This is a genomic window from Paenarthrobacter nitroguajacolicus, from assembly GCF_029952445.1.
Taxonomy (GTDB): domain Bacteria; phylum Actinomycetota; class Actinomycetes; order Actinomycetales; family Micrococcaceae; genus Arthrobacter; species Arthrobacter nitroguajacolicus_B.
The window spans coordinates 70,594-95,014 of record NZ_JAQPPK010000003.1 but is presented as its reverse complement, the minus strand read 5'-3'; the positions used below and the strand labels follow the sequence as shown (position 1 = coordinate 95,014).

Here is a 24,421-nt window from a genome sequence, read left to right as displayed (position 1 = left end):
AACACATGAGCACCGTCACCCAGGACTTCTCTGTCCGCACCACCGTCTACTCCGAGAACCTCGAAGGCTGGGGTGAATTGCGGATCGTCCCGTTGAAACCCACCGAGGACATCGGGCTCATCTTCGAATGGGTCACACAACCCCGCGCCAGGTTCTGGGGCATGACGGAGAAAACCCGCGAGGAAGTACTGGAGATCTACGGGTTCCTTGATTCATTGGAGACCCACCACGCGTTCCTGGCCCTCCTTGATGGCGAGCCCCTGGCGCTTTTCCAGACCTACGAGCCCCTGCACGATCCTGTGGGCGAGGCCTACCCCGCCCGTGAGGCGGACATCGGGATGCACTTGCTACTGGCGCCGGCAACACGGCCCATTCCGCATTTCACGCCCAGGCTTGGCACTTCCCTTATCCGGTACATGTTCTCGCTCCCAGGCAAGGACAGGATCATCGTGGAGCCCGACTCACGCAACGCGAAAGCCCTGCGCAGGCTGGAAGCCACCTGTTTCGAGTTGGGCCCCATCATCCAGCTGGAGGAAAAGGAAGCCCAGCTCGGTTTCCTGACGCGAGCCGACTTCGACGAGATCCAGGAACTACCGGCCCGCTAACGCCATACGAAGCTCCACGTCCCGGAACCCACGGCCGTGAGCACGGCCCCGGTTGCTATGACCACGCCGCCCAGAAGCACCCAGGCGTCCAGGAGCGAGTACGTGGACTCACGCGCCCAGGTCCGTTGCCCACCACCAAAACCTCGGGCCTCCATGGTCACGGCCAAACGCGATGCCCGGCGCACAGCTTGGACCAGGAGTCCGAAGCTCTGCCCAAGCGTGGCCTTCAGGCGTTGGATCGGGCTGCCCTGGGAGCCGACACCGCGGGCGCGGCGCGCCATCCCGATGGTCTGCCATTCCTCGGCCATCAGGCCTACCAGCCTCATGGCCGCAAGGGAACCGAGGACAAAGCGGTGCGGCAGCTTTGCTTTCTGCGCCAAGGCATCGGCCAAGTCAGTCGGGTCGGTGCAGGACATCAGCAGGATCGCCGGGAGGGCAATCGCCAAACCACGCAGCATGAAACCCAGCCCCAGCTGAAGGGAACCTTCGCTGATGGACCAGAGTCCGACGTCGAGCAGTACAGCGCCGCTGTCAGCGGCGACGATCGCGGTGCTCCAGCCACCAATGACGGCCGCGATGATCAAGGGCCACGCCCGCAGCCACAACAGCCGCAACGTAAGGCCGGCCAGCGGGAAGAGGGCCAGTTCCGCGATGAGCGCCGTGGAAGCGGAAACCCAGTCGATGGACAGTGCCAGGACCAGCGAGATAAGGAAGACGGCCACGAACTTGGCCAAGGGGTTGGCGCGGGTCAGGAGTGCGTGGTTTCCGCGCAGGTTCAAGGCGTCCCTCATGCGGCACCCGCTTCCTGATGCGCAGTTTCGCCCTGAGATACCGGCCCCAGCCTCAGTTCCGCCCCACCCAGGACGGCGCTGAACTCCTGGTCGTGGGTAACGGACACCACTGCTGTTCCGGCGTCCAACAACTCGGACAGGAACGACGCCAACTCGGCCCATGTGTTGGCATCCTGGCCGAACGTAGGCTCGTCAAGGACCAGCACCTTGGGGTGGGCGCCCAGCACCGTGGCCACCGAAAGCCTGCGCTTCTCCCCGCCGGACAAAGTGTAGGGATTGGCGTCCACCAGATGGCCCAGCCGCAGCCGCTCCACCAGTTCGTCCACGCGGTCCTCGCCATGGCCCAGGTGCTTGGGACCGAACATGAGCTCGTCCAGGACTTTACCGGTGACGAACTGGTGTTCCGGCTCTTGGAAGACAGTGCCGATCCTTGAGATCAGCTGGTCTGCTTTCCACTTGTACGGGTCAATGCCGGCCCCCTCTGAAAGCCCGACGCCGGCACTCACCGTACCGGCCACCGGCGCCAGAAGGCCGGCCAAGGTGAGCGCGAAAGTGGACTTGCCCGCCCCGTTCGGCCCTGTAATGGTCAAGGCCTGGCCAGCCCGGACCTGGGCGGTGATGTCCTTCTGCGCGGGAACGGGCGGGATGGTTTTGAAGCCCTTCCGCTTGGGCTTTTCCCGGGACACGGCCAGGTCCTGGGTAGCGATGAGGAGTTCGTATGGCCCGGCCACCTGCGTCCGCGCCCGCGTCGGGGGAACGTATCCGGGAACCCACACGCCTGCAGCCATCAACATGGAACGCGCTTCCGTGAGGACCTGGTCCGGTGGTCCGTCCAGGAGCACACCTCCACCGGCAGCCCCGGGTTGCAGGACCACAATCCGATCCACAAGGTCCTTCCACACGGACACCCTGTGCTCCACCACCACCAAGGTGGCACCTGTCTTGTCCAGGCACCGTCCAACCGCATCCCGGACCTCGAGGACCCCCGCGGGATCGAGGTTGGCCGTGGGTTCGTCCAACAGGATCAGGCCAGGACGCATCGCCAAAATGCCGGCCAGCGCAAGGCGCTGCTTCTGACCTCCGGAAAGCGCCGCCGTCGGGTGATCCAACGCCAAACCGCCGCCGGCAGCGGTACGCAAGCCAACGTCGTCGAGCGCTTCATGGACGCGGGACCAGATCTCGTCCCTCGGCACGGCCAGGTTCTCGGCACCAAAAGCGACGTCGTCGCCGACGCGGGAGAGGACCACCTGCGTTTCAGGGTCCTGCTGCATCAGGCCGGCGCGGCCACGCTGGCCGCGGGGAGGGACGCCGTCGATCAGCAGCGAACCGGTCTCGTCGGAGTCGTCTTCCTCGTCACCGAGTACCCCGGCGAGGGCGTGCAGGAGCGTGGACTTGCCGGCACCGGAAGGACCCAGAAGCAGTACGCGTTCCCCCGGTTCGATCCGCAGATCCAGTCCCTGGATGGCAGGCGTGGAACGGCCGGCATGCCGCCACCCCCACCCCTCGGCGGAAATGGCGGCAGGCCGCACCGTGCCGCTGTGTGTGGCGGGCATCAGCTGAAAACTGGCTCCGAAGCGGCCTTGCGCGACGCGAACGAGCTCAGGACGCCCGTCTTGGCCAGCCCGCGCGTCGCAATCCAGGACAGTGCACCGGCGATGATCGCGCCGGAGATCGTGGTGAACGTGATGTAGGTCAGCTTGTCGATGGCCTCATAGGCGATGTTCCAGCCCCACGGGAGGAAGGAGTCGTTCAGGCCGCAGAAGAGGCCCGCACCTGCGCCCGCGAGAAGCGAGGTGGGCAGGTTGAACTTCTTGTAGCGGAATGCGGCGAAGATGAGCTCGGCGCCCAGGCCCTGCAGGATGCCCGAGATCAGCACGGTGGTGCCGTACTGCGAGCCCATGATGAGTTCGCCGGTGGCGGCCACGGCCTCGCAGAACAGGGCCGCACCGGGTTTGCGGATAATGAGCATGCCCAGAACGGCGGGGATCATCCAGCCACCTGCGATCAGGCCGGTGAGGGGCGGGTAGGCCGCGTTCATGGGGATGGATACCAGTGCGGCGCCCTGGGACCAGGCCCAGAAGATCACGCCGCCGGCGATGGCAATGAGGGCTGCCACCACGATGTCTACAACACGCCAGCTATAGCTGGTCTTCTTCACGTTTACCGTGGTCATTTTCTGCCTCCTGAGGTTACAGGAGGGGAAAGTGCTCCCCGGATTGCGGTTGGCTTGCGCCGCCCGGATCCGGACACTCTGAGAAGCTCGACTCCCTTGCGCCGGTACTAACCGGATCAGGTTCGAGGGTCTGCGGCTGTCCGCACTCTCAGCGCCCTCGCGTCTCCTGCGTGGTACAGGATTCGACGGCGGCGCTCCCCTGTCGTTATCAAATCTGCCCTGATGGGCTGGTTCAGTTTACACCTCCGCGTGCATCGGTGGGCGGGGTGGGGTCACATTCGGATCCCACCCGTTGCGAGGCCTGCCCTGCGCGCTCCCCATGGGTTTTGGCACGCAAACCAGGCCCCACAACGCACACCTGAGAGAATGGCTGTATGACGGATCTCCGCGGTTCCTCCAGCCCAGTGCCCGAGCCCCGCCTGGCTGCCAGCGTGATTCTGCTCCGCGACGCTCCGGCCGGGCTCGAAGCCTTCGTCCAGCACAGGGTCCGCACCATGGACTTCGCCGCGGGCATGGTGGTCTTCCCGGGCGGCCGGGTGGACGCCGCGGACCAGGCCGGATGGGATTATCCGGCCGAACTGCTCCGCAGCCACGCTGAGGCCTGGGCGCAGAGCTCTATCGCCGAAGACACCGCCCAAGCAGAAACGAACTCGGGAGCGGTTCTCGCAGCTGCCATCCGCGAAGTCCAGGAAGAGGCCGGACTGGACATCAGGGCCGCAGACCTGCGCCCGTGGGCCAACTGGATCACTCCCGTTGACATGCCCAAACGTTTCGACACTTACTTCTATGTCGCCAAGCCCGCACCCGAAGCCCAGCCCCGGCACCAAACCACGGAGGCCTGGCAATCCCTGTGGATGCCGGTCAGCGGGATTTTGGAAGCAGAAGCAGCAGGGCAACTGAAGCTCATGCCGCCCACGTACTACCTGCTGAAGGAAATCGAAGGCTTCGATTCCGTGGACGCCGTTTGGTCAGCCGAGCACCCGGTTGTCCCGGTGCTGGCCCCGGTGGGTTCTTTGACCGCCTTCCTCAAGGAGCGGGAAAGCCGCAGGTAGCCCGGGGACAGTTAGGCTGGGGGCATGAACCTCTTTTTCAAGCTCTTGGGCGCCGGGGTAAGCCTCGGCGCAGGCTTTGTCGGTACCAAACTCGTCAACAAAGGCTGGGAAAAAGCCACGGGCAACAAGCCGCCCACAGGCAACGACGACATGGAAGCGAGCCTCCGTTCAGCCCTGACTTTTGCGCTGATTTCCGCTTTCGTGAGCACTCTTATCCAGGTGCTGGCCAGCCGCGGCACGCAACGGGCCATTGCCCGCTTCGCCAAGAGCGCTGACATCGTCTAGTCATCACCGCTACAAGCAACGCGGGGTCACTTATGGCCCATCCCGACAGGGTTTATGGGCCATAAGTGACCCCGCGTTGCCTTTAAGGTTCCAAGGGTTCCTGGCCGGCAGCAGCCCTTTGGACCACGGCTTCAAGTTCGTCTTTGGTGAGCTTCTCGCGGTGTCCGTGCTTGGTGCGGTAGGCGGAGCGGCCCACCATGTGGGCCGAGACCGGTGCCGTGAGGAGCTGGAAGATCCACGCCACCAGCAGGACGGGCCACACCCACCAAGTGCGCATCTGCAGGCCGATCGCTGCGAGCATCAGGAACAAGCCCAACACCTGGGGCTTGGTGGCTGCGTGCATGCGGCTCATGAGATCCGGAAACCTCAGCAGGCCGATTGCCGCGCCCAGCGACATCAGGGCACCGACTATCAGGAACACCGCGGTGACGACGTCGATCACCAGGTCCAGTCCGGTGGCGTCAGGACTCATTGTTCTGTTCCCTCCGCTCGGCTACGAACCTCGCAACTGTCACCGAGCCAATGAAACCGATCACTGCAAGTGCCACCAGCAGCATCAGGTTGTTGAGGTGCTGGTTCACTGCCATGTCGATGGCAAGGGCCGCACCGAGGATGGCCAGCAGAACGTCGGAAGCCAGGACACGGTCCAGCAGGGACGGACCGATCGCGATGCGCACGATCGCACCCGCTGCTGCGAGACTGAGGATCACTGCGGTGGCCAAAAGAACAAATTCCTTCACGACGCCGCCCTTTCCGTTCCGGTAACAGCTTCGGCTTTCAACGCTTCGACTTCTTCCCGCGTGCCCATGATGCGGATCAGTCCCGCCTCAATATCCTGCGTTTCCCGGCGTATCTTGTCGATGTCCGCTTCCTGGTAAATGTTCAGTGCGTGGAGGTACAGGGTTGAGGTGGAGCGGTCCACTTCCACCACCAGGGACCCGGGAATCAGCGATATCACATGCCCCGTTGCCGTCACCATGAGGTCTGAATGGCTCCGCAACGGAACGGCGACGACGGCGCTGCGCACCTTGGGTCCCTTAACCACAGCCAGATACAACACCAGGAAGCTCGCTGCCACCACTTTTGCGACGAACAGCAGGGCGAACGGAATGGCACGCAGCAAGTTGAACCGGCCGCTGAGCTCAACGGGCGGAAGGTAGAAGAACTTTGCCACCAGCACGGCAATCAGGGCGCCAAACAGGAGGTTGCCCGGGCTGAAATCCCGCCACAGGGCACCCCACACGATTACCAACCAAATGAGCAGCGGCAGCTCCGTGCGGAACGAGATCGGCTTGCGGCTCATTTCGCACCACCGTTCTGCGGCAGCGGTGGGACCTCGACGGAATCACCCAGCACCGAGTGGATGTAGGCCGAGCGATCCAGCATGATCTCCGCGGAACCGTCCGACACCTGGAAAAGCGGTCCGGCGAAGACCGTCAGCGCCACACCGAACACCACCAAGGCCGCCGTGGAACCCACCATCGTACGTGGCAGAACTCCCACGTTTCCGGGGGTCAACAGCACGGGATCCGGATATTCGGCATCCTCTGGTTTGCGCCAGAAGGCCCTGTTCCAAACCCTGGCGATCGCCAGCAGGGTCAGCAGGCTGGTGACCACGCCACCCACCACCAACACGATCGCCAAAGGTGTGCCGAGCTCCACTCCGGCCTGCAGGAGACCCAGCTTTCCAAGGAACCCCGAGAACGGCGGAATGCCTGCCAAGTTCATGGCCGGGACGAAGAACAGCAACGCCAGCAATGGCGAAAGCTTGGCCAGGCCACCCAGCCGGTCAATGGACGAGCTGCCACCACGGCGTTCTATGAGGCCCGTGACCAGGAACAGGCTGGTCTGCACGGTGATGTGGTGCGCAACGTAGAAGACTGCCGCGCCCAGACCGGCCACGGAACTCATGGCGAGGCCGAACACCATGTAACCAATGTGGCTGACCAGGGTAAAGGACAGAAGACGCTTGATGTCACTCTGGGCAAGGGCACCCAGAATACCCACCACCATGGTGAGTAGCGCCACCACCATCAAAGGGACGTTGAGGGTGTCGCCAGGGAACAAAAGGGTCTCTGTCCGGACCATGGCGTAGACACCGACTTTGGTCAGCAACCCGGCGAACACCGCGGTGACGGGTGCCGGTGCCGTGGGATAGGAGTCCGGGAGCCAGAAGGACAGCGGGAACACTGCGGCCTTGATGCCAAAGGCCACCAGCAGCATCACATGCAACAGGTTCTGGGTGCCTTGGTCCAGCTCGGCGAGTTTTACGGCAAGATCTGCCATGGTGATGGTGCCGGTAGCCCCGTAAATCATGGCGATGGCTATGAGGAACAGGACCGATGACACCACGGAGACCACCACGTACGTGACACCGGCACGGATGCGCGGTCCCGTCCCGCCCAGGGTCATGAGCACGTAGCTTGCAGTCAGCAGGATCTCGAAGCCGACATACAGGTTGAAAAGGTCTCCGGTGAGGAAGGCATTGGAAACACCCGCCACCAGGATGAGGTAGGTCGGGTGGAAGATCGAAACGGGAGCTTCATGGTCGCCGTCGGCCATTCCCTGACCGGTGGCGTAAATCAAAACGGCCAGGCTCACCACGGACGAAACCACCAGCATGAGCGAGGAGAACTGGTCCACCACCAGCACCACGCCCCACGGCGGCAGCCAGCCACCCAGCGTGACCGAGGTGGTTCCACCTGTCCAGACGGAGAACAGCAGAAGGCATTCGAGGAGCAGTGTGCTGCTGAGGATACCGATGCTGACTACCCGCTGGGCGGTCTGGTGCCGGATCAGGAGGAACGCCAGCGCGGCGCCAAGAATCGGAAGGAGGACGGCCAGCGGTGACAGGCTTGCGAGATTCACGCGCTGCCTCCTTCCTGCGTTGTTGACGAGTTGGGGGTCTCTGTTGCTTCCGGGTGGTTCCGGTCCTGGGTGCTGGACGGCGTGATCGCGAACTCCGAGGTTTCCAATGGCACGATTGCGTCGTCCTCGGCATCGAAGCTGGGGGTCTTGGCCACGCGGACGTCTTCGAGGTCGTCCTGGATCTCGTCCTGGCGGGCAAGGACCCAGGTGCGGTAAATGATGCCCAGCATGAATGCTGTCACGGCGAAGGAAATGACGATCGAGGTCAGGATCAGTGCTTGCGGAAGGGGGTCACTATAGGAATCCGGGTTCGTTTCCTTGGTGAAGAAGGGCGCCAGCCCTGCGTACCCGCCGGTGCTCAGGATCAGGATGTTGGTGGCATTGGCCAGCAGCATCAATCCCAGCAGCACGCGGGTCAGGCTGCGTTCCAGGATGAGGTAGATGCCGCAGGCGTAGAGCACGCCCATGACGATCAGCAGGGTCAGGTTGATGCTCATGCGGTACCTTTCCCGGACGCGACCGAGTCGGCGGCTTCCTGGGCCAGTCCGGCTTCTTGTGCCATCCCGGCTTGCTCGGCGGCGTCTTCCTCAGTGAGGGGCGCGCCCTTGCCTTCAAAGTGCTCGTCGATTTCGGCGCCGAGGCTGCGGAGGACGTCCAGCGCCAACCCCACCACCACGATGTACACGCCGATATCGAAGATGGTGGACGTGACGAACTTGACGTCTCCAAAGACCGGCAGCCAGAACTCGATAATGGCGCTCTGGAATACCTGCCCGCCCAGGAACAACGGGACCAAGCCGGACGCGGCCGCCGTCGCAAGTCCTGTTCCGAGAAGCGTTCCGGCACTGATGGTCGCTGCCTCGCTCAGCTCGAACCGTCCGCCGGCAAGATAGCGGATGGTCAGGGCGAGCCCTGCCGTCAGGCCGCCTGCGAACCCTCCGCCGGGCAGGTTGTGCCCTGCCAGGAGGAGATAGATGGAGAAGACGATCATCGAGTGGAAGATGAGCCGGGTGACCACTTCGAAAATGATCGAACGCCGTTCCGGAGCCAGAGTACGGCCGGCCACCAGCCAGGCATCGCGGGTGACGTCGGTGAACTTCCTCGCCACTGCCAGCGTGGCGCCTGCCCGGGAATCACGCTCGACGCCGGTGCGGCGCCCCACGCTGCCTTCCGGCACCGCCTCGGAGGTCTTGATGCGGTCGCCACGGCTCCGGACGAAGATCAGGCTCGCGACACCCGTGGCAGCGATTGCCAACACGGAAATTTCGCCGAACGTATCCCAGGCGCGGATGTCCACGAGGGTCACGTTGACCACGTTGAGTCCACCTCCGCCCTCGTAGGCCAGGCGGGGGAAGTCGAGGGAAACGGGGGTGGCAACGCGGGCACCCATGGCGTAGATGGCCACGAAAATCATGGTGATGCCAAAGGCTGCGCCGATGATGACGCGGATGACCCTGAGCCTGCCTCCGGTCCTGTCCCTCAACTCCGCGGGCAGGCTGCGCATGGCCAGAACGAAAGCCACCAGCACAATGGTTTCCACCAGCATCTGCGTCAGCGCCAGGTCCGGAGCACCTTGGAGCGCGAACATGAGGGCAATGCCGTAGCCGGTCACGGAGACCATGAGCACCGCGAGGAATCGTTTGTTGGCACGTACAGCGGCCAACGCCCCGACCACGATTCCGGCTCCCGCCACCAGTTGCAAGGGCGAGTTGGGGTCGATGAAGTAGACGCCGTCCGGCAGGGGCTTGTTGGCCATGATCAAGGCGGTCAGCGGAACAGCGAACGCGACAGTCAGGATCACTGCCAGGTAGAAGTACAGCGAACCACGCTGCGTGCGGCCCGTCACCCAGACGGCAACATCGTCCAGGGCGCCAATGGTGTTTTGGTACGCGCGGTCGCCGTCAACCCAGTCGGGAACCAGGCCCTGGAGACGGGCAACGATGTTCCGCCCGTAGAACATGGCCGCGCCCAAAGCGAACGTGATCGCAGTCAGCCCCAGCGCAGGGGTGACGCCGTGCCATAAAGCCAAGTGGCCGGCGTCGACCGCGTCCGGACCGTCAGCGAACAACGCAGCGTAAGGCTGGATCCAGGTGTCCACGGGTGCGGGCCACAGGCCGTACACGATGGTGAGCAGGCTGAGGATGGCCGGGGCTGCCAGGAACGCGGGCTTGATGGGTTTGAAAGGGGTGGCTTCCACGCCGGGCTTGACCGCGAACGCACCCCACATGAAACGGGCGCTGTAGGCGAAGGTGAGAATTGAGCCGATGACCAGACCCACCAGGATCCAGATGCCCCAGGCGGTGGCCTCGTGACCGGTTCCGTAGTGAACGAAGGCTTCGAACACCGATTCCTTGGCGACGAAACCGGCCAACGGCGGCACCCCCGCCATGGATGCGGCCGCAATCGCCGCAACCACACCCAGCGCCCGGGAGGAACGGAAAACTCCTGAGAGCTTGCGGATGTCGCGGGTTCCGGATTGGTGGTCGATGATACCGACAACCAGGAACAACGTGGCTTTGAACAAGCCGTGAGCCAGCAGCAGCCCGAGACCAGCCAGGGCGGCGTCGGGCCGTCCCAGCCCCACCACCATGGTGAGGAAGCCGAGTTGGCTCACCGTCCCATAGGCAAGGATGAGTTTGATGTCCGTCTGCCGCAGCGCGCGGTAGCCGCCAACCAGCATCGTGGCCAGTCCAAGCCCCAGCACCACCGGCAGCCAGAAGTCCGACGCGGCAAAACCCGGGGCCAGCCGCGCGACGATGTAGATGCCGGCCTTCACCATCGCGGCCGCGTGCAGGTAGGCACTGACCGGCGTAGGTGCGGCCATGGCGCCTGGGAGCCAGAAGTGGAACGGAACAAGCGCCGATTTGGTGATGGCACCCACCAGGATCAGTACGACGGCGGCGGTCACCGCGCCCTCCATCGGTCCGCTCATGAGCGTCCCGGCCTGGTCCAGAATGGTCGAGATGCGGTACGTTCCCGCCGCTTGGCCGACGATGATGAGGCCCACCAGCATTGCCAGTCCGCCCGCGGTAGTGACCATCAGCGCTTGCAGGGCCGACCGGCGTGCCGCCAAACGGGTGCGGGCATAACCAATCAACAGGTAGGACAGGATGGTGGTGAGTTCCCAGAAGATGAACAGCATCAGGAGGTCGTCGGAAGTGACCAGGCCGAACATGGCACCCGCGAAGGCCAGCAGCTGGGCACCGAAACCACCGAGGCCCGGATCCTTGTTCTTGAAATAGCGGGCGCAATAGACCAGCACCAGCGCGCCGACACCCAGAATCAGCAAGGACATGACCCAAGCCAAGGGATCCATCCGGAATGCGAGTTCAAGCTGCAGGCTGGGAATCCACGGCAGCACTTCTTCTATGCCGCCACCGGAATATACGGGGCCGTACTGAAGGACCAGCCACACGAAGGCGGCCGCAGGGACGGCGGCCAAAACGTAGAACGCGTTGCGTCCAAGTGAGCGGAAGATCAAGGGCGCCACAGTTGCCGCTACAAAGGTGATGGCGAGAACTGTGATCACTGTTTTCTCCGCAAAGTCAGGAAGGAATTGTCAAAAGTTGGAGCAGGCGGTCATACGTTGGGTTCAGTCCACCTAGTTTATCAAGGGGGCCCGACAGTTTTTGGCCACGTGTGCAGGCTGGCGGACGGCCCTGGACCTGACGGATCCCTCGGGTTGTCCACACACCGCGGTCTGTCATCTGCCCGCGGCCCTCCCTGCCCCTATAGCATTCACACTATGAACGCGGCCGCAGTTCCCGAAGCCTCCCACCCGACATCCGAGCTCGCCTCGGGCCCAGTCGCCTCCAAAAAAGGCCAGATCCTCGCTTGGGCGTCCTGGGATTGGGGCTCGGCCGCCTTCAACGCGGTCATGACGACGTTCGTCTTCACGGTTTACCTCACGTCCAATGCCTTCGGCGGAGAAGATGCGGCATCGGCGGCCTTGGGTGCGGCCCTGGCCATTGCAGGCCTGGCCATCGCACTGTTGGCACCGGTAACTGGGCAGCGCTCCGATGCCGGGGGCAGGCGGAAACTCTGGCTCGGCGTCAACACAGCGGCGACGGCAGTACTCACCGGACTTTGTTTTTTCGTCTTCCCGCGGCCGGAATTCCTGCTGTTGGGAGTCTGCCTGATCGCCTTGGGCAATGTGTTCTTTGAGTTTGCTGGCGTCAACTACAATGCCATGCTCGCCCAGATCTCCACTCCCCGGAATATAGGCAAAGTCAGCGGTTTTGGTTGGGGAATGGGATACCTGGGCGGGATCGTGGCGCTCCTGCTCGTCCTGCAACTTTTTGTCCAGCCTTCCTTCGACTGGTTCGGCGCATCCACCCAGGACTCTCTGAACATCCGGCTGGTGGCTGTCTTCTCTGCCCTGTGGTTCTTCATCTTTGCCCTCCCCGTGATGTTTGCGGTTCCTGAGGTGTCGGTGAAGAAGGATACGGCGGCTTTGGGCTTCTTCGATTCCTACAAACTGCTGATCCGCAGGATCCGGGCCATCTACAAAACCAGCCCGCACACCATCTACTTCCTGCTGTCCAGCGCCATCTTCCGCGACGGCCTCGCGGCCGTGTTCACCTTTGGTGGCGTGATCGCTGCTGGAACCTTTGGATTCGAACTCAAAGAGGTCATCTTCTTCGCAATCTTCGGCAACGTTGTGGCCGCTGTGGGCGCGATTATCGGCGGCTTCCTGGATGACAGAATCGGACCCAAAGCAGTCATTGTCCTGTCCCTGATAGGGCTGCTGACCGCGGGGACCTTCATCCTGATCCTCGGCAACGGCGACTACGTCTTCTTCGGCAACCAGTGGCCCGGATCTGCCACGTTCTGGATCTTTGGACTTCTCCTCTGCCTGTTCGTGGGACCCGCGCAGTCCTCCTCCCGGGCCTACCTGGCCAGGCTTGCCCCGGCTGGCGAGTCCGGCGAATTGTTCGGCATTTACGCAACCACTGGGAGGGCCGTCAGCTTCCTGGCTCCCACACTGTTTACTCTGTGCATCGCCATCGCCTCCCCGCTCGTTGCTGCCGGAGAAGCCCAGCGCTGGGGCATCCTCGGGATCATGGTTGTGCTCCTAGCCGGGCTCCTGGTGATCCTGCCGGTTAAGCCTCCGGCCAAAGTGGAAATAGCGGTAGTACCAGAGCGTTAACTACATAGGGACGGATGGCGTCAACAACGTACCGGACCGGTTCAACAGAGTTTAGGGTGGAGCTATGAACGTGGATGAGACCGAACTTCCGGGCCTTGGCATCCGGAAGGACTTCGTGACGGCCTCGGGCCGCCGTATTGGCGTAGTCGAATTGCGCGAAGGCGAAACCGAACTTTTCGTGTCCACGTGGGACGACCCCGACACTTGCCAGGCCTCCATCCCTTTGACCGCGGACGAAGCATCAACCTTGGGGAACCTCCTAGGCGGGCAGCACATTGCCATGCGCCTGGCCGAGGCGCACCGCGAGATTCCTGGTATCGTCACACGCCAGTTCTCCATCACCGCTGATTCTCCGTTTGTGAACCAGGCAATGGGCAAAGCCCAAATCCGCACCCGCAGTGGCGTTTCCATCGTGGCGATCATGCGCGAAGGCGAGGTTGTCCCGTCGCCGGCGCCCGACGTCGTACTTCACACCGGTGATCTGCTCGTAGCGGTCGGCACCCAGGAAGGACTTGACTCGGCAGCCGACATCCTCCGCAACGGCTGACCCGGGATGGATCCGCTCGCAGTAGCCCTCATTGAACTGGGGGCCGTCGTGTTCTGCCTCGGCCTCCTGGCTCGGTTAGCGGGCAGAATCGGCATGTCTCCCATTCCCCTCTATCTGGTGGGTGGCCTGGCGTTCGGTGCCGGCGGGTTCGTCAAGCTGGACGGCATGCACGAGTTCGCCCACCTCTCCGGCGAGATGGGCGTCATCCTGCTGCTGCTTATGCTCGGGTTGGAATATACGGCTTCGGAGCTGGTTACGGGGCTTCGCCGCTCCTGGCAAGCGGGCGTCATGGACTTTGTGCTCAACTTCCTGCCGGGTGCCGGATTGGCCGTCCTGCTGGGCTGGGGCCTCGTTGGCGCGATCGTCATGGGCGGCGTCACCTACATTTCGTCCTCCGGCATCGCCGCGAAAGTCATTACCGACCTTGGCCGGATCGGCAACCGGGAAACTCCTGTGGTGCTGTCCATCCTGGTGTTCGAAGACCTTGCGATGGCCATCTACCTGCCCATCCTCACCGCCATCCTCGCCGGCGTCGGATTCCTGGGTGGTCTGCAGACCGTCGGCATTGCGCTGGCGGTGGTCACAGTGGTGCTGGTGATCGCCCTCAAGCATGGCCATCGGGTGTCACAAGCAATCCACAGCGAGAACTCCGAAGTCTTCCTCCTCAATGTCCTGGGGCTGGCATTGCTGGTGGCCGGGATCGCATCGGCTCTCCAGGTATCGGCCGCCGTGGGAGCGTTCATGCTGGGGATCGCGATCTCCGGCGCGACTGCCCACAATGCCACCCGGATCCTTGAGCCCCTGAGGGACCTGTTTGCCGCGATCTTCTTCGTAGCCTTCGGACTCAACACCGATCCCACCTCGATTCCCCCCGTCCTGGGCTGGGCCCTCCTGCTTGCAGTGCTCACGGCCGCCACCAAGATGCTCACGGGGATCTGGGCAGCCAAGAGAGCCGGCATCGCCATGCCCGGCCGGTTCCGCGCAGGCGCCGCACTCATTGCCCGCGGAGAGTTCTCGATTGTCATCGCCGGCCTCGCTGTGGCTTCCGGCGCCGTCCCCCACGAGCTCGCTGCACTGGCCACGGCTTACGTCCTCATCATGGCCATTGTTGGTCCCTTGGCCGCCCGCTTCGTGGAGCCCGTGGTCAAGGCACTCCGGCGGTCCCCGAAGACCCCGCCCCGCACGACGGACCGCGCCCCGGCCTAACCTGCCCCCGAGGGGCGAGATCCCACCCCACGAGGTGCACCGAGGGGCGACATACCAACCAAAAAACCCCACCAAAAAGGCGAGAGCTAACCCCTCGAAACCCAGCCCCCACGGACAAGGGCCTCCCGGATTTGCCCGGCGACTCCGGCATAGCCACGTTCCCTCACTTGCTCGGCAGTGACGACCACTGAGATCCAGCCATTCGCTGCGAGTAAGGCTTCCCGCCGGATGTCGGATTCCTTCTGGGCGGCACTGAGGTGATGGTCGCCGTCGTAATTGACCGCAACCTTGAATTCCGGAAAGGCGAGATCCGGCCATGCCACTTCCCGGCCCGAGGGCTCCAGCACCACATAACTTAGTGTTGGTTCTGGCAGGAAAGCGCGGCCGATTGCCAGCCGCAGCCGGGTCTCCGGCACCGAATCGGCTCCCACCCTGGCCAACTCCAACGCGGCCCGCGCCTTCCTTATCCCCCTCGCGCCGGCATGCCTTTCCACTTGTTCCTTCAAATCTTTCAGCGAGCAGAGAGGAATGCGGTTGTGCCCGAAGCTCCGTGTCTGGCTGCAGATGAAATGGTCGGCCGCCGCCACCAAATCCTCGAACGGCAGCACTGCGGCGAGATCCAGCCATGTCCGGGAAGGACTCGTCAGAGGAATGCCGTCCTTGTACGCGACGTCGGACGCGCCCAGCACCATCCGATGTCCACGGACGCCCTTCCGCTGCGGCCTAAAAGCACCGTCCGCCCGGGTCAGGTGAACCATGAAATCCAGCTGCTCGGCCCACGGCAACGGGCATCCCCACAGCATGGCCGCCGTTTCCCGGCAACAAATGGCCCCGTCGCTCATGTCGGTGAGGAGCCGGGCAGTGTGTGCCGGATCCTGCTCCTGGCCCCAGGGAACACGGATTCCCCTACTGGCAACGCGGAGATCGCCGTTCCAGGCGCGATGATCCGGTAGGCCTGCCGCCCGCTGCTCGGCAAGGGAGAATGAACGGCCTTGAAGCACGGCTGGAAGTGGCGGAGAAGTCCTCATCAGCCATTGTTTGCACGGTCCGGCATCCCGTGGGCGGTTACCCACAGTGTGGAGGAGTAGTGGGGTCCAGGAAGGCTCGCCGAGGGGCGACATACCAACCCTTAGAACCCACCAAAAGGGCGAGAGCTAACCCCTCGGCGCAAACCAAAAGTTGCCCACACACCCGGCTCGCCGAGGGGCGACCTATCAACCAAAAGAACCCGCCAAAAGGGCGAGAGCTAACCCCTCGGCGCAAACAAGCGCAAACCAAAGGGGCGGGAGCTAACCCCTCGGCGCAAGGTGGAGCGCGAGGTACAAGAAGGTGGCCCGGCTGCTAGATGGACGTCCGGTGAAAGTTCTGGTGGCTGCGGCTGGCGGTAGGGCCACGCTGGCCTTGGTAACGGTTGCCGTATTCGCCGGAGCCGTAGGGGTGCTCGGCAGAGGAAGTGAGCCGGAAGAAGCACAACTGGCCAATCTTCATGCCCGGCCACAGCTTGATGGGAAGCGTGGCCACGTTGGACAGTTCCAAGGTCACGTGTCCGGAAAAGCCCGGATCGATGAAGCCGGCCGTCGAGTGCGTGAGCAACCCGAGGCGCCCCAGGGAGGACTTGCCTTCAAGCCGGGCAGCGATGTCGTCGGCCAGGCTCACAGTCTCGTAGGTCGAGCCGAGCACGAATTCTCCCGGGTGCAGAATGAAGGGCTCGTCGCCTTCCACCTCCACCAGCCGGGTCAGCTCGGGCTGCTCCTCGGCGGGGTCGATGTGGGCGTATTTGTGGTTGTCGAAGAGCCGGAAGAACCGGTCAATACGCACGTCCACGGAAGACGGCTGCACCATCGCGGGATCGTACGGCTCAAGAACAATCCGCTGGGAGTCTATTTCGGCACGTATATCGCGGTCAGAGATCAGCACGTCATCAAAAATACCCCAAATACCGCATGCATTGTCGGGACAGCCCCATGGGACTATAGTTCCCGGACATGTAAAGCCGCGCCCGTACTTGGGGGCAACGAGCAAACGCGGGGTAATTGTGAAGAAACTGGCAGCGCCTGCCGCTCTTGTGCTGGCTGGCGCGCTGGCGCTTTGCCTGGCCGCCTCCAGCCAGATCCTGCCGGCAACGGAGGCCGCCCCTGGCGCAAGTACCACCGCGTCGTCGAGCGTCCCGTCCGGATTGTCAGCACCCGAGGAAAGCACGACGCCGGTTACGGCACCTTCGGTGGTGACCCCCGCCGTCGGTGACGCCGACAGTCCTACGACTCCGACAACGCCGGAGCCACCCACCAAGGCCTCTGCGTCGAACAGCGGGCCGGTCGCCGTCGACCCGGTGTTTGAGACGCCACCGCCGGTGCCGAACATCGGACCGTCATGGGGTCCCGACAATGCATCGGATCCCGGCCCAAGTGCTACCACTCCCGCGACAACCGAGCCGACGGAGACGGCCCCCTCTCCGGAGGAAAGCACGGACAGCACGCCAGCAGCGACGCCCCCGACGGCCGAGGCCGCTGGGCCGACTCCCACACCAATGGCAACCCCCACCCCAACGGAAACACCGTCGCCCACGCCGTCCCCCACCCAAACGCAAGCACCGGAAACCCCAACCCCCACCACGCCACCGGCAACCACCCAGCCCGAAGCAACCGACTCCCCCACGCCGTTCCCCGGCAAGGCCCCCAGCGGCGAACCGAACCTGGACAACGGCGCACTGGCGCTCCTTCCCGACAGCAACACGGCCGCGATCCTCACGGTGTTCAACGCGATCAACAGCTACCGGGCGTCCCTGGGCCTGGCGCCGGTGAAGTACCACGCAACGGTGGCTAATTTGGCGCAGGAGTGGTCAAACAGCATCGCAACCCGTGAAGTGATCCAGCACAGGCCGAACTTCTGGACTGACCCGAGAGCCATGAATCCGAACAACGGCGCGGGCGAGGTCATCGCTGTCCGTTGGGACCGCGACGCCGCACAACTTGTTGAGTGGTGGAAGGGTTCGCCGGGGCACGATGCGTTGCTTCGGGATCCGCGGTTCAACGTAATGGGTATTGGCATCACCTACACGGACGGCAATTGGCAGACGACACCCAACCGCTACACGCTCTGGGGCGTGGTGAATTTCTTCGGCTACACAACCCTGCCCGCCGGGACCACCACCAGCCCGGGTGGCACGGTGACCCCGCCCACTGACCCTGTGGGGGTCTGTGAACCGGACGCCAAGCACCAACCGCCAACAGTGGACCTCAGTGCAGCGTCCATCGGGAGCGCCGCGGACCTTGTATCCATCGGCCCCGACGGCACCGTCTACTCCTATCAATCCTTGGGCAACGCAAAGTACGGCGCAGCGCGCACGATCGGCGTCGGCTTCACGGGCCTCAAGGAGCTCTTCGTGTCCGACTGGGACCGTGATGGTGTCTTCGACCTCATCGCCCAACGCACCGATGGCGCCCTGTTGGTCTATCCGGGTCGGCAGTCGGGTGGCTTCGGATCGCCAGGGGTGCTTGGCCACGGCTGGCAGTCCTTGAACATTTCCGTGGGCAACTGGTGTGCCAACAACCGCCTGCCGCAGATCGTTGCCATGGACGCTTCAGGCGGGCTCTGGTTCTACAAGAATTCGGGGATGTCGTACATCCGCACCCAGGCTGCCATCGGAACCGGTTACCCGGCCACCCGGCTCAGCATGGTGGATTACAACGCTGACGGGTTCCAGGATCTTCTCACCGTCGAAGCCAACGGTTCCCTGCGGTTGTACCGCGGCAGCGGACTGGCAACGCCCAAACAGGAAGCCAGGCCGGTAGTGGGCGCAGCATGGACGGATTACTCCGGGCTGCGTGCGCTGCAAGGAGTCACCGGAGCGGGAACCGCCGGCATCTCGGGCCTGGGCAACAACGGGGTTCTGGAGTACTGGGACCTCACCTCTGGAAGGCTGACGACGCCGGTCGCAGTCGGTGGCGGTTGGAGCGGCTTCAAGCTTGCCCAGTAGGCATCAAAGCCCGTAGCAGTAAGGAGACGGCTCAAACCACGGAGCGCGACTCCATCACGGTCTTGAGTTGCTCCAGTTGGGCTACTTCGCCCTCCATGGTCTTCTGGATCATGGCGTTCATGAGCTTCTGCAGGCCCTTGGGGTGGTATTCGAGCGCGAACCTGAGTCGCGTTGTTGACCCCTCGGTGCTCAGGTAATAGCCACCGGTTGGCCGGGCAGGACCGGCCACCACGGCAAAGCGCACTTCTGCTCCGGGCCGGGCTTCGGTGATCTTGAAGTCGGCTGCAATGGGGCGTCCGCCGGGGCCGCTGATGGTTTGCTGGTAGAGGGCACCCTTTTGACCACGGATGCCTGACCGCACTGAAATGCTGCGGATACCCGAGCGCCACAGGGGATTGTTCATGCCGTCCATCAGGAACGAGTAGACGGTCATGGCGTCCCGGTGGATCACCACTTCATAGGCTGCAAATGCCACGGATACCTCTTTCGGCGTACGGTTCGAAGTCGTAGCCCGGTTCCCCATACGCTGCAGCTAACACCTTCAGAATAGTCAGCGGATGCCCCGCCGGCGCACCTCGGGAACGAGCCTTGACCGAATGGTTATGTGGCAGCCAACAAGGTTACGGCTGACATACCTGGCCCCGGGCGGTAGAGTTCCGGAGGCTGGCAAAAACCGAGGTGGGGGCGTTATGCGGGTTCAAAATCATCAAACGTTTGCAGGCAAGGCCCGACGACGGCTGGCTGCCTGCGCGGCTTTCCTCGCCGTCGTTGTGGGCGGCGGCGTCGTTTCAGCGGCGCCCGCGGTTGCGCTGACAGCGCCCGCGACCGCGGTGCCGGCAACAGCGAACCCTCTGCCGAGCGCGGACCCGATCGGAAACCCCGCGAGCTTTTCTGTACTTGTCAACAAGTCGAGGCCGCTGAATCCAGCCAGCTACGCCCCCAATGACCTCATCAATGCCCGCGGCTCCGGCCAGTACATGCGGGCTGAAGCCGCCGCCTGGCTCAATGGCCTGTTCCAAGGAGCGGCCGACGCAGGGACTGGCGGCCTGTCGATCGTGAGCGGCTACCGCTCATACGAGCAACAGCAGCAGGTGTATTCCTACTACGTCAGCATCTACGGGCAGGCCTACGCTGACACCATCTCGGCCCGGCCGGGATACAGCGAGCACCAGACCGGCCTGGCAATGGACATCGGCAACGCCGCTGGAAACTGTGGGCTCAGCACCTGCTTCGGAGACACGGCCGCCGGTCAGTGGGTCGCTGCCAATGCCCACAAATACGGCTTCATCGTCCGCTATCCCAACGGGTACACGGCCACCACGGGTTACAGTTACGAGCCATGGCACCTGCGCTACGTGGGCGTTGACCTGGCCACGGACATGAACCGACGAGGGTTCGCCACCCTCGAGCAGTATTTCGCCGGTAACACCGCGGCTGCGGCCAGCATCAAGTCGGGCGCGGACCTGGTGGCCGCCGACGCATCGGGCCGTCTCCTGCGCTACCCCGCGACGGCGGTCGGCGGATACGCGAATGCCGTCCAGATCGGTTCGGGCTGGACCGGCCTGAAGCAGGCCTTCGTGGTGGACTGGGACATCGATGGCGTGTACGACATCCTTGCGCAATGGAACAACGGCGTACTGGGCGTGTATCGAGGCCTCCCGGGTGGCGGTTTCGCCGGCCAGGTTGTTGTAGGCAACGGCGGCTGGGATCGCATGACCATCACCGTTGGCAAGTGGACGCACGCGGACGGCCGGCCCGGCGTCGTCGGATATTTCCCGGACGGTGTGCTGCGTTACTACCCGAACACCTTTGGCGGTGCGCTCAGCGCCCCGCAGTTCATCGGGACCGGCTGGAACGGCATGGAACTGACAATCGCCGATTGGGAAGGCGACGGAGCCAACGACATCCTGGCGCGGACCGCTACTGGTTCCTTGATCAATTACCGTGGCGACGGTTGGGCCGGCTTCTACGGGCCGGCCACCACCGTGGGCACCGGCTGGCAGTACATGCGCGTCCTTGTCCCGAGCTTCGGGCTGACCGGAGCGGGCACCCGCGGCATCACGGCGCAGACTGTCGATGGCAACCTCTACAACTACGGTTTGGGTCGGGGCCAATGGACCACCTACAGCCAGGTGGGCTACGGATGGAACAGCCTGAGCCTGTTCAGGTAGGCTGCCCACCGCCGACGGTGTGCCTGTCATGAGGGCCCCCGCAACTGCGCTAAGCTAGGACTCGCTCGGGGGATTTTCCCGGGCAGTGCGGGCGTAGCTCAATGGTAGAGCGCTAGCTTCCCAAGCTCGATACGCGGGTTCGATTCCCGTCGCCCGCTCGCGATGAACCCCGGATCCTGAGGATCCGGGGTTCTTTTGTTGCAAGGGAGCCGCTCGACGGCGGCGCTTGCCTGGGCGGCGATCAAGCCGTCTGCGGCTCCTGCACAATCCGCAGGACACGCCGCCTGTCGCGCAGGTCCACCTTGATGTGCAGGGAGGACTTCCGGGCCAGTACGACGGCGACTGCCGCGGCTGCGATGGCCGGAACCCCGCCTGCCACGAGGATCGCCAGATGCGGACCGAGGTGCTCGGCGAGCCAGCCCATCATGGGTCCGCCGATGGCCTGCCCGCCGATGAGCACAACGAGGTAGAGGCTCATGACGCGGCCGCGGATGCTCATGTTGGAGCTGGTCTGGACCATCTGGTTGGCCGCGGTGAGGAACATGAGGCACCAGAACCCTGCGAAAACCATGGTGACGCTGAACCACACCATGGACGGCATGAGCGAGGACACGCACAACATGAGCCCGTACAACCCGGCTGACGTTACTACCGATCGCAACCGGAGCTGCCTGCGGCGCGTGGATGCGACCGCGCCGGTAAGCGCACCGAGCGCAACCATGGCGTTCAGCAGGCCGTAGCCTCCGGCGCCGGCGTCGTATACGTGGTCCGCGAACGCGGCCAAAAGCACTGGGAGGCTCATGGCGAAAACTGCCACGAAGCCGGCCATCAGCCACGGCCAGTAAATCGTGGGCTTGCTGAGGGCGTAGTTGAGGCCCTCGCGCAGCATGCCCTTCTTGCGCGGCGTGGGCTGGCTGAGGTGCAGCTGGTCCTTGCGCAACAGCATCAGCATGGTCACGGTGGAACAGCAGGCCACAGCGTTCGCGGCGAATGCCCAACCGGCGCCTACCGCAGTTAGAAGCACACCGGCCAACGCCGGCCCGATCAGGCCGCCCAGCTGGAAAGTGGTGGAGTTGACGCTGATCGCGTTGCGCAGGTACTTGGGCCCAACGAGTTCGTTGACGAACACTTGCCGTGCGGGCTGGTCCAGGACCGTCACGAAGCCCAGCACCAGCGCAATAATGTAGACGTGCCAGACCTGCACAACGTGAGTGAGCGATAGCACCGCCAGGGCCGCTGCGAGAACCGCCGCTGCCGACTGGCAGATGATGAGGATCTTCCGTTTGGGGAAGCGGTCGGCAATCATGCCGCCCCACGGGCCAAGGAAAAGTGACGGCATGAACTGCAGCGCCACGGTAATTCCGACGGCGGTGACGGAACCGGAGAGTTGAAGCACCATCCAGTCCTGGGCGATGCGCTGCATCCATATCGCGATCACCGCAATGAAGTGGCCGATCGCGAAGATTCTGAAGTTGGGGACCTTCAAAGAGATGAAGGTGTGCCGCCAGGGCAGCCTTTCACTCACGACGGCGAGTGGCTGGGTGACGGTGTCGGGCCGGCTTGGCTGCGTGGGACCGGCAGACAGGGAATCGATGACGGGCTGGCTGACATGTGCCGCTGAAGGCGGTGGGGGTGCCAAAGGTAGTCCTCGGATGAGAGTTTCGGTGGGATGCGTTTAACGCTATGGTTGCCACCAGCAATTATGGAAGCGTATTGCGCCTATAACTAGCATTGCGGAACGCAATGAGCCTCCCGCAGGCGCCGCAGTACTCTGGCCCGGCACTGACCTGCGCTTTAGGAGTTCCATTGTTCGAACCTGTCCAGCTCCGCTCTTTCCTGGCCGTCGCGGAAACGCTGAGTTTCACCAAGGCCGCCGAACGTCTGGGGCTTGCCCAGCCGACGGTGAGCCAGCACGTCCGCAAGCTCGAAGCCGCCGCCAAGCGGGTCCTCGTAGCCCGTGACACCCGTGAAGTCAGGCTCACTGACAACGGTGACGCCATGGCCGGCTTTGCCCGCAGCATACTGGCCGCCCACGATTCGGCTGCGCGCTACTTTTCGGGTTCGGCCATGCGCGGACGCCTCCGCTTCGGGACGGCGGACGACCTCGCCATCACCGGCCTCCCCCGGATCCTCCGTGAATTCCGGCAGTTGTACCCGCAGATCAACCTGGAACTCACCGTCAGCCAAAGCGATCAGCTCTACAAAAGGCTCAATGCCGGGCAATTGGACCTTGTGTTCGTCAAATGGGTGGCCGGGGCCAAGGAAGGCACGGTAGTGCGCCATGACAACTTCGCCTGGGTGGGCGTGGAACAAACGGTCCTTGAACCCGGCGCCCCAGTTCCACTTATCGCCTACCCGGCGCCGAGCCTGAGCCGAAAACTTGCCATCGATGCGTTGGAGGCCGAGGGCCGAACCTGGCGGATCACCTGCAGCACCAAGCAAATCAGTGGAGTCCTGGCAGCGGTGCGGGCAGGCATCGGCGTCGCAGTGATGCCCGCTTCCCTGGTTCCTGAGGACCTGAAGGTGATCACCCAACGCTTTGGGCTGCCGCCAGTGGGTGATGTCGACTTCACCCTGATCCGCAATCCACTGGCCAACGCGGAAGTCATTGACGCACTCACGCAGGCCATCATGGGCCGGACGTTGAACAAGTCGAACTAGCGGCTGGCCCTGTTTTGCCGGAGGCGGGCAGGCAGTCCGTGCCACCACCGCACCGCGCGAAGGTCGTCGAGGCTGAAGCGGCCGTCAGGCAGGGCAGCCCGGATGCGTTCGTCGTCGAAGGGAAGCGCAGGACGCAGCTCCTCCGGGAGCCAGGGCGCGTAAGGTGACGGCTCGCTGACCCCCTCTGCGAGCATCTGCGCTTGGGCTTTCGCGACGAGCGGCACCACCATCAACCACTCAGTTAGCCGCGCCAGCATACGGATGGACCACACAGGCACGGGGACATACAGCGGACGACCGCCCGCAATGCGTCCGATCCTTCGGACAGCTGTTCCGAGCTCAAGTTCTTCCGCGCCGACGACGGCGACCGTCGGGGTGGAAATCCGGCCCTCCAAGCCGGCAACGAGCGTGTTGACGGCTTCCTCCACCGGGATGGGACGAACAGTCCGTTCCCGAAAGCCGACTGTTGCGAAGATCGGGAAGGTGCGCACAGCACGGGTTACGTGGTCCACCATGTGGTCACCCGGTCCGTATATCATCCCCGCCTTGAGGATCGTGTGCTCGATTCCGGAGTGGCGCAATAGTTCCTCCGCAGCCCATTTGGTCTCGTGATATCCGGATCCACAATCGGGACGGGCCCTGAGGAAGCTCAGCATGACGATTCTTTTCACGCCAGCCCTTCGGGCAGCTTCAATGACGGCACGGGTGCCGTCAACGTGGACCCGCTGGAAAGTCTGATCACCGATCTCCCGGTTGATCCCGGCACAGTGAGCTACGGCATCACACCCGGCGAAGGCCGCCGCCAGGGCGTCGACGTCATCGATCGGTGTCCCTGTTCGACGTGAAACAACGACTGTCTCCGTCGTCCCGAGCCGCTGGGCCAGATGACGTCCAACAAACCCCGTACCACCGGTAATGGCTACACGCATGAAATTGC

General features: G+C 63.7%; 23 protein-coding genes, 1 tRNA gene and 1 riboswitch. Of the genes, 10 read left to right on the top strand and 14 right to left on the bottom strand.

The window, feature by feature from the left end; genetic code table 11:
* Positions 1-5: 5 nt before the first annotated feature.
* On the top strand, positions 6-605 hold the full coding sequence (locus PJL15_RS02950) for a GNAT family N-acetyltransferase (protein WP_281449714.1): 600 nt from the start codon (positions 6-8) through the stop codon (positions 603-605).
* Here the strand turns inward: PJL15_RS02950 and PJL15_RS02945 are convergent.
* Genes PJL15_RS02945 through PJL15_RS02935 form a run of 3 tightly spaced genes read right to left on the bottom strand, consistent with a single transcriptional unit; the run spans position 602 to position 3,569 of the window.
* Positions 602-1,396, bottom strand: coding sequence for an energy-coupling factor transporter transmembrane component T family protein (locus PJL15_RS02945; protein WP_281449713.1), 795 nt, complete (start codon positions 1,394-1,396; stop codon positions 602-604). The genes PJL15_RS02950 and PJL15_RS02945 overlap by 4 nt on opposite strands.
* The gene (locus tag PJL15_RS02940; protein ID WP_281449712.1) at positions 1,393-2,949 is read right to left on the bottom strand and encodes an ABC transporter ATP-binding protein; all 1,557 of its coding nucleotides are present in this window, start codon (positions 2,947-2,949) and stop codon (positions 1,393-1,395) included. Before PJL15_RS02940 ends, PJL15_RS02945 begins: the two co-directional genes overlap by 4 nt.
* Entirely contained in the window at positions 2,949-3,569 is a 621-nt protein-coding gene (locus PJL15_RS02935) for an ECF transporter S component (RefSeq protein ID WP_281449711.1), read from the bottom strand. The genes PJL15_RS02940 and PJL15_RS02935 overlap by 1 nt, the downstream gene beginning before the upstream one ends.
* Before the next feature lie 75 nt (positions 3,570-3,644).
* Positions 3,645-3,780, bottom strand: a riboswitch (TPP riboswitch).
* 163 nt (positions 3,781-3,943) lie between these two features.
* Between PJL15_RS02935 and PJL15_RS02930 the strand changes: the two genes are divergently transcribed.
* Both PJL15_RS02930 and PJL15_RS02925 read left to right on the top strand, forming a co-directional pair.
* Entirely contained in the window at positions 3,944-4,621 is a 678-nt protein-coding gene (locus PJL15_RS02930; protein WP_281449710.1) for an NUDIX hydrolase, read from the top strand.
* A gap of 24 nt (positions 4,622-4,645) precedes the next feature.
* A complete protein-coding gene (locus PJL15_RS02925; protein WP_281449709.1) occupies positions 4,646-4,906 on the top strand; it encodes a DUF4235 domain-containing protein in 261 nt (86 codons plus the stop codon).
* 82 nt (positions 4,907-4,988) lie between these two features.
* On the opposite strand, the gene mnhG is transcribed toward PJL15_RS02925, so the two are convergent.
* From mnhG to PJL15_RS02895, 6 genes are read right to left on the bottom strand one after another with little or no spacing between them, the layout of a single operon-like run.
* Positions 4,989-5,378, bottom strand: coding sequence for a monovalent cation/H(+) antiporter subunit G (gene mnhG / locus PJL15_RS02920; protein ID WP_281449708.1), 390 nt, complete (start codon positions 5,376-5,378; stop codon positions 4,989-4,991).
* On the bottom strand, positions 5,368-5,646 hold the full coding sequence (locus tag PJL15_RS02915; protein WP_281449707.1) for a monovalent cation/H+ antiporter complex subunit F: 279 nt from the start codon (positions 5,644-5,646) through the stop codon (positions 5,368-5,370). The genes mnhG and PJL15_RS02915 overlap by 11 nt, the downstream gene beginning before the upstream one ends.
* Positions 5,643-6,209 carry a Na+/H+ antiporter subunit E gene (locus PJL15_RS02910; protein WP_281449706.1) on the bottom strand — a complete coding sequence of 189 codons (567 nt, stop codon included), beginning with the start codon at positions 6,207-6,209 and terminating at the stop codon, positions 5,643-5,645. The genes PJL15_RS02915 and PJL15_RS02910 overlap by 4 nt, the downstream gene beginning before the upstream one ends.
* Positions 6,206-7,774 carry a Na+/H+ antiporter subunit D gene (locus PJL15_RS02905; RefSeq protein WP_281449705.1) on the bottom strand — a complete coding sequence of 523 codons (1,569 nt, stop codon included), beginning with the start codon at positions 7,772-7,774 and terminating at the stop codon, positions 6,206-6,208. The genes PJL15_RS02910 and PJL15_RS02905 overlap by 4 nt, the downstream gene beginning before the upstream one ends.
* Positions 7,771-8,271 carry a Na(+)/H(+) antiporter subunit C gene (locus PJL15_RS02900; protein ID WP_281449704.1) on the bottom strand — a complete coding sequence of 167 codons (501 nt, stop codon included), beginning with the start codon at positions 8,269-8,271 and terminating at the stop codon, positions 7,771-7,773. The genes PJL15_RS02905 and PJL15_RS02900 overlap by 4 nt, the downstream gene beginning before the upstream one ends.
* Entirely contained in the window at positions 8,268-11,303 is a 3,036-nt protein-coding gene (locus PJL15_RS02895) for a Na+/H+ antiporter subunit A (protein ID WP_281449703.1), read from the bottom strand. Before PJL15_RS02895 ends, PJL15_RS02900 begins: the two co-directional genes overlap by 4 nt.
* A 216-nt stretch (positions 11,304-11,519) precedes the next feature.
* Here PJL15_RS02895 and PJL15_RS02890 point away from each other — a divergent pair, with 216 nt between their 5' ends.
* The 3 genes from PJL15_RS02890 (at position 11,520) to PJL15_RS02880 (ending at position 14,676) form a co-directional block, all read left to right on the top strand.
* Positions 11,520-12,923 (top strand): MFS transporter, encoded by a 1,404-nt coding sequence (locus tag PJL15_RS02890; RefSeq protein ID WP_281449702.1) that lies wholly within the window; start codon positions 11,520-11,522, stop codon positions 12,921-12,923.
* Between the two features lie 64 nt (positions 12,924-12,987).
* Complete coding sequence (locus tag PJL15_RS02885) at positions 12,988-13,470, top strand: cation:proton antiporter regulatory subunit (protein WP_281449701.1); 483 nt, start codon at positions 12,988-12,990, stop codon at positions 13,468-13,470.
* A 6-nt stretch (positions 13,471-13,476) separates the two neighbouring features.
* Positions 13,477-14,676 carry a cation:proton antiporter gene (locus PJL15_RS02880; protein ID WP_281449700.1) on the top strand — a complete coding sequence of 400 codons (1,200 nt, stop codon included), beginning with the start codon at positions 13,477-13,479 and terminating at the stop codon, positions 14,674-14,676.
* Between the two features lie 86 nt (positions 14,677-14,762).
* Here PJL15_RS02880 and PJL15_RS02875 read toward each other — a convergent pair whose 3' ends face one another.
* Both PJL15_RS02875 and dcd read right to left on the bottom strand, forming a co-directional pair.
* Entirely contained in the window at positions 14,763-15,704 is a 942-nt protein-coding gene (locus tag PJL15_RS02875) for an endonuclease domain-containing protein (RefSeq protein ID WP_281449699.1), read from the bottom strand.
* Positions 15,705-16,017: 313 nt separating this feature from the next.
* Positions 16,018-16,593: a dCTP deaminase gene (gene dcd, locus PJL15_RS02870; RefSeq protein ID WP_011776299.1), complete on the bottom strand. Its 576-nt coding sequence runs from the start codon at positions 16,591-16,593 to the stop codon at positions 16,018-16,020.
* Positions 16,594-17,203: 610 nt separating this feature from the next.
* Between dcd and PJL15_RS02865 the strand changes: the two genes are divergently transcribed.
* Entirely contained in the window at positions 17,204-18,652 is a 1,449-nt protein-coding gene (locus tag PJL15_RS02865) for a CAP domain-containing protein (RefSeq protein ID WP_281449698.1), read from the top strand.
* Positions 18,653-18,683: 31 nt separating this feature from the next.
* On the opposite strand, the gene PJL15_RS02860 is transcribed toward PJL15_RS02865, so the two are convergent.
* Complete coding sequence (locus PJL15_RS02860) at positions 18,684-19,127, bottom strand: SRPBCC family protein (protein ID WP_281449697.1); 444 nt, start codon at positions 19,125-19,127, stop codon at positions 18,684-18,686.
* A 214-nt stretch (positions 19,128-19,341) separates the two neighbouring features.
* On the opposite strand from PJL15_RS02860, the gene PJL15_RS02855 reads away from it, so the two are divergent.
* Complete coding sequence (locus PJL15_RS02855; protein ID WP_281449696.1) at positions 19,342-20,823, top strand: M15 family metallopeptidase; 1,482 nt, start codon at positions 19,342-19,344, stop codon at positions 20,821-20,823.
* An 87-nt stretch (positions 20,824-20,910) separates the two neighbouring features.
* A tRNA-Gly gene (locus tag PJL15_RS02850) sits at positions 20,911-20,981 on the top strand.
* A gap of 83 nt (positions 20,982-21,064) precedes the next feature.
* Here PJL15_RS02850 and PJL15_RS02845 read toward each other — a convergent pair.
* Complete coding sequence (locus PJL15_RS02845; protein WP_281449695.1) at positions 21,065-22,462, bottom strand: MFS transporter; 1,398 nt, start codon at positions 22,460-22,462, stop codon at positions 21,065-21,067.
* 167 nt (positions 22,463-22,629) lie between these two features.
* Here PJL15_RS02845 and PJL15_RS02840 point away from each other — a divergent pair, with 167 nt between their 5' ends.
* Positions 22,630-23,484 carry a LysR substrate-binding domain-containing protein gene (locus tag PJL15_RS02840; RefSeq protein ID WP_281449694.1) on the top strand — a complete coding sequence of 285 codons (855 nt, stop codon included), beginning with the start codon at positions 22,630-22,632 and terminating at the stop codon, positions 23,482-23,484.
* Here PJL15_RS02840 and PJL15_RS02835 read toward each other — a convergent pair.
* Positions 23,481-24,413, bottom strand: a complete 933-nt coding sequence (locus tag PJL15_RS02835) for an NAD(P)H-binding protein (RefSeq protein ID WP_281449693.1) — start codon at positions 24,411-24,413, stop codon at positions 23,481-23,483. The genes PJL15_RS02840 and PJL15_RS02835 overlap by 4 nt on opposite strands.
* Between the last annotated feature and the right edge of the window lie 8 nt (positions 24,414-24,421).

Excerpts from the sequence above, each read along its gene's own strand:
- PJL15_RS02885 (WP_281449701.1), top strand. The coding sequence starts at position 12,988 with ATGAACGTGGATGAGACCGAACTTCCGGGCCTTGGCATCCGGAAGGAC.
- PJL15_RS02900 (WP_281449704.1), bottom strand. The coding sequence starts at position 8,271 with ATGAGCATCAACCTGACCCTGCTGATCGTCATGGGCGTGCTCTACGCC.
- PJL15_RS02945 (WP_281449713.1), bottom strand. The coding sequence starts at position 1,396 with ATGAGGGACGCCTTGAACCTGCGCGGAAACCACGCACTCCTGACCCGC.
- PJL15_RS02880 (WP_281449700.1), top strand. The coding sequence starts at position 13,477 with ATGGATCCGCTCGCAGTAGCCCTCATTGAACTGGGGGCCGTCGTGTTC.
- PJL15_RS02930 (WP_281449710.1), top strand. The coding sequence starts at position 3,944 with ATGACGGATCTCCGCGGTTCCTCCAGCCCAGTGCCCGAGCCCCGCCTG.
- PJL15_RS02940 (WP_281449712.1), bottom strand. The coding sequence starts at position 2,949 with ATGCCCGCCACACACAGCGGCACGGTGCGGCCTGCCGCCATTTCCGCC.
- PJL15_RS02925 (WP_281449709.1), top strand. The coding sequence starts at position 4,646 with ATGAACCTCTTTTTCAAGCTCTTGGGCGCCGGGGTAAGCCTCGGCGCA.
- PJL15_RS02890 (WP_281449702.1), top strand. The coding sequence starts at position 11,520 with ATGAACGCGGCCGCAGTTCCCGAAGCCTCCCACCCGACATCCGAGCTC.
- PJL15_RS02835 (WP_281449693.1), bottom strand. The coding sequence starts at position 24,413 with ATGCGTGTAGCCATTACCGGTGGTACGGGGTTTGTTGGACGTCATCTG.
- mnhG (WP_281449708.1), bottom strand. The coding sequence starts at position 5,378 with ATGAGTCCTGACGCCACCGGACTGGACCTGGTGATCGACGTCGTCACC.
- PJL15_RS02875 (WP_281449699.1), bottom strand. The coding sequence starts at position 15,704 with ATGAGGACTTCTCCGCCACTTCCAGCCGTGCTTCAAGGCCGTTCATTC.
- PJL15_RS02910 (WP_281449706.1), bottom strand. The coding sequence starts at position 6,209 with ATGAGCCGCAAGCCGATCTCGTTCCGCACGGAGCTGCCGCTGCTCATT.
- PJL15_RS02865 (WP_281449698.1), top strand. The coding sequence starts at position 17,204 with ATGGCAACCCCCACCCCAACGGAAACACCGTCGCCCACGCCGTCCCCC.
- PJL15_RS02935 (WP_281449711.1), bottom strand. The coding sequence starts at position 3,569 with ATGACCACGGTAAACGTGAAGAAGACCAGCTATAGCTGGCGTGTTGTA.
- PJL15_RS02950 (WP_281449714.1), top strand. The coding sequence starts at position 6 with ATGAGCACCGTCACCCAGGACTTCTCTGTCCGCACCACCGTCTACTCC.
- PJL15_RS02855 (WP_281449696.1), top strand. The coding sequence starts at position 19,342 with ATGCGGGTTCAAAATCATCAAACGTTTGCAGGCAAGGCCCGACGACGG.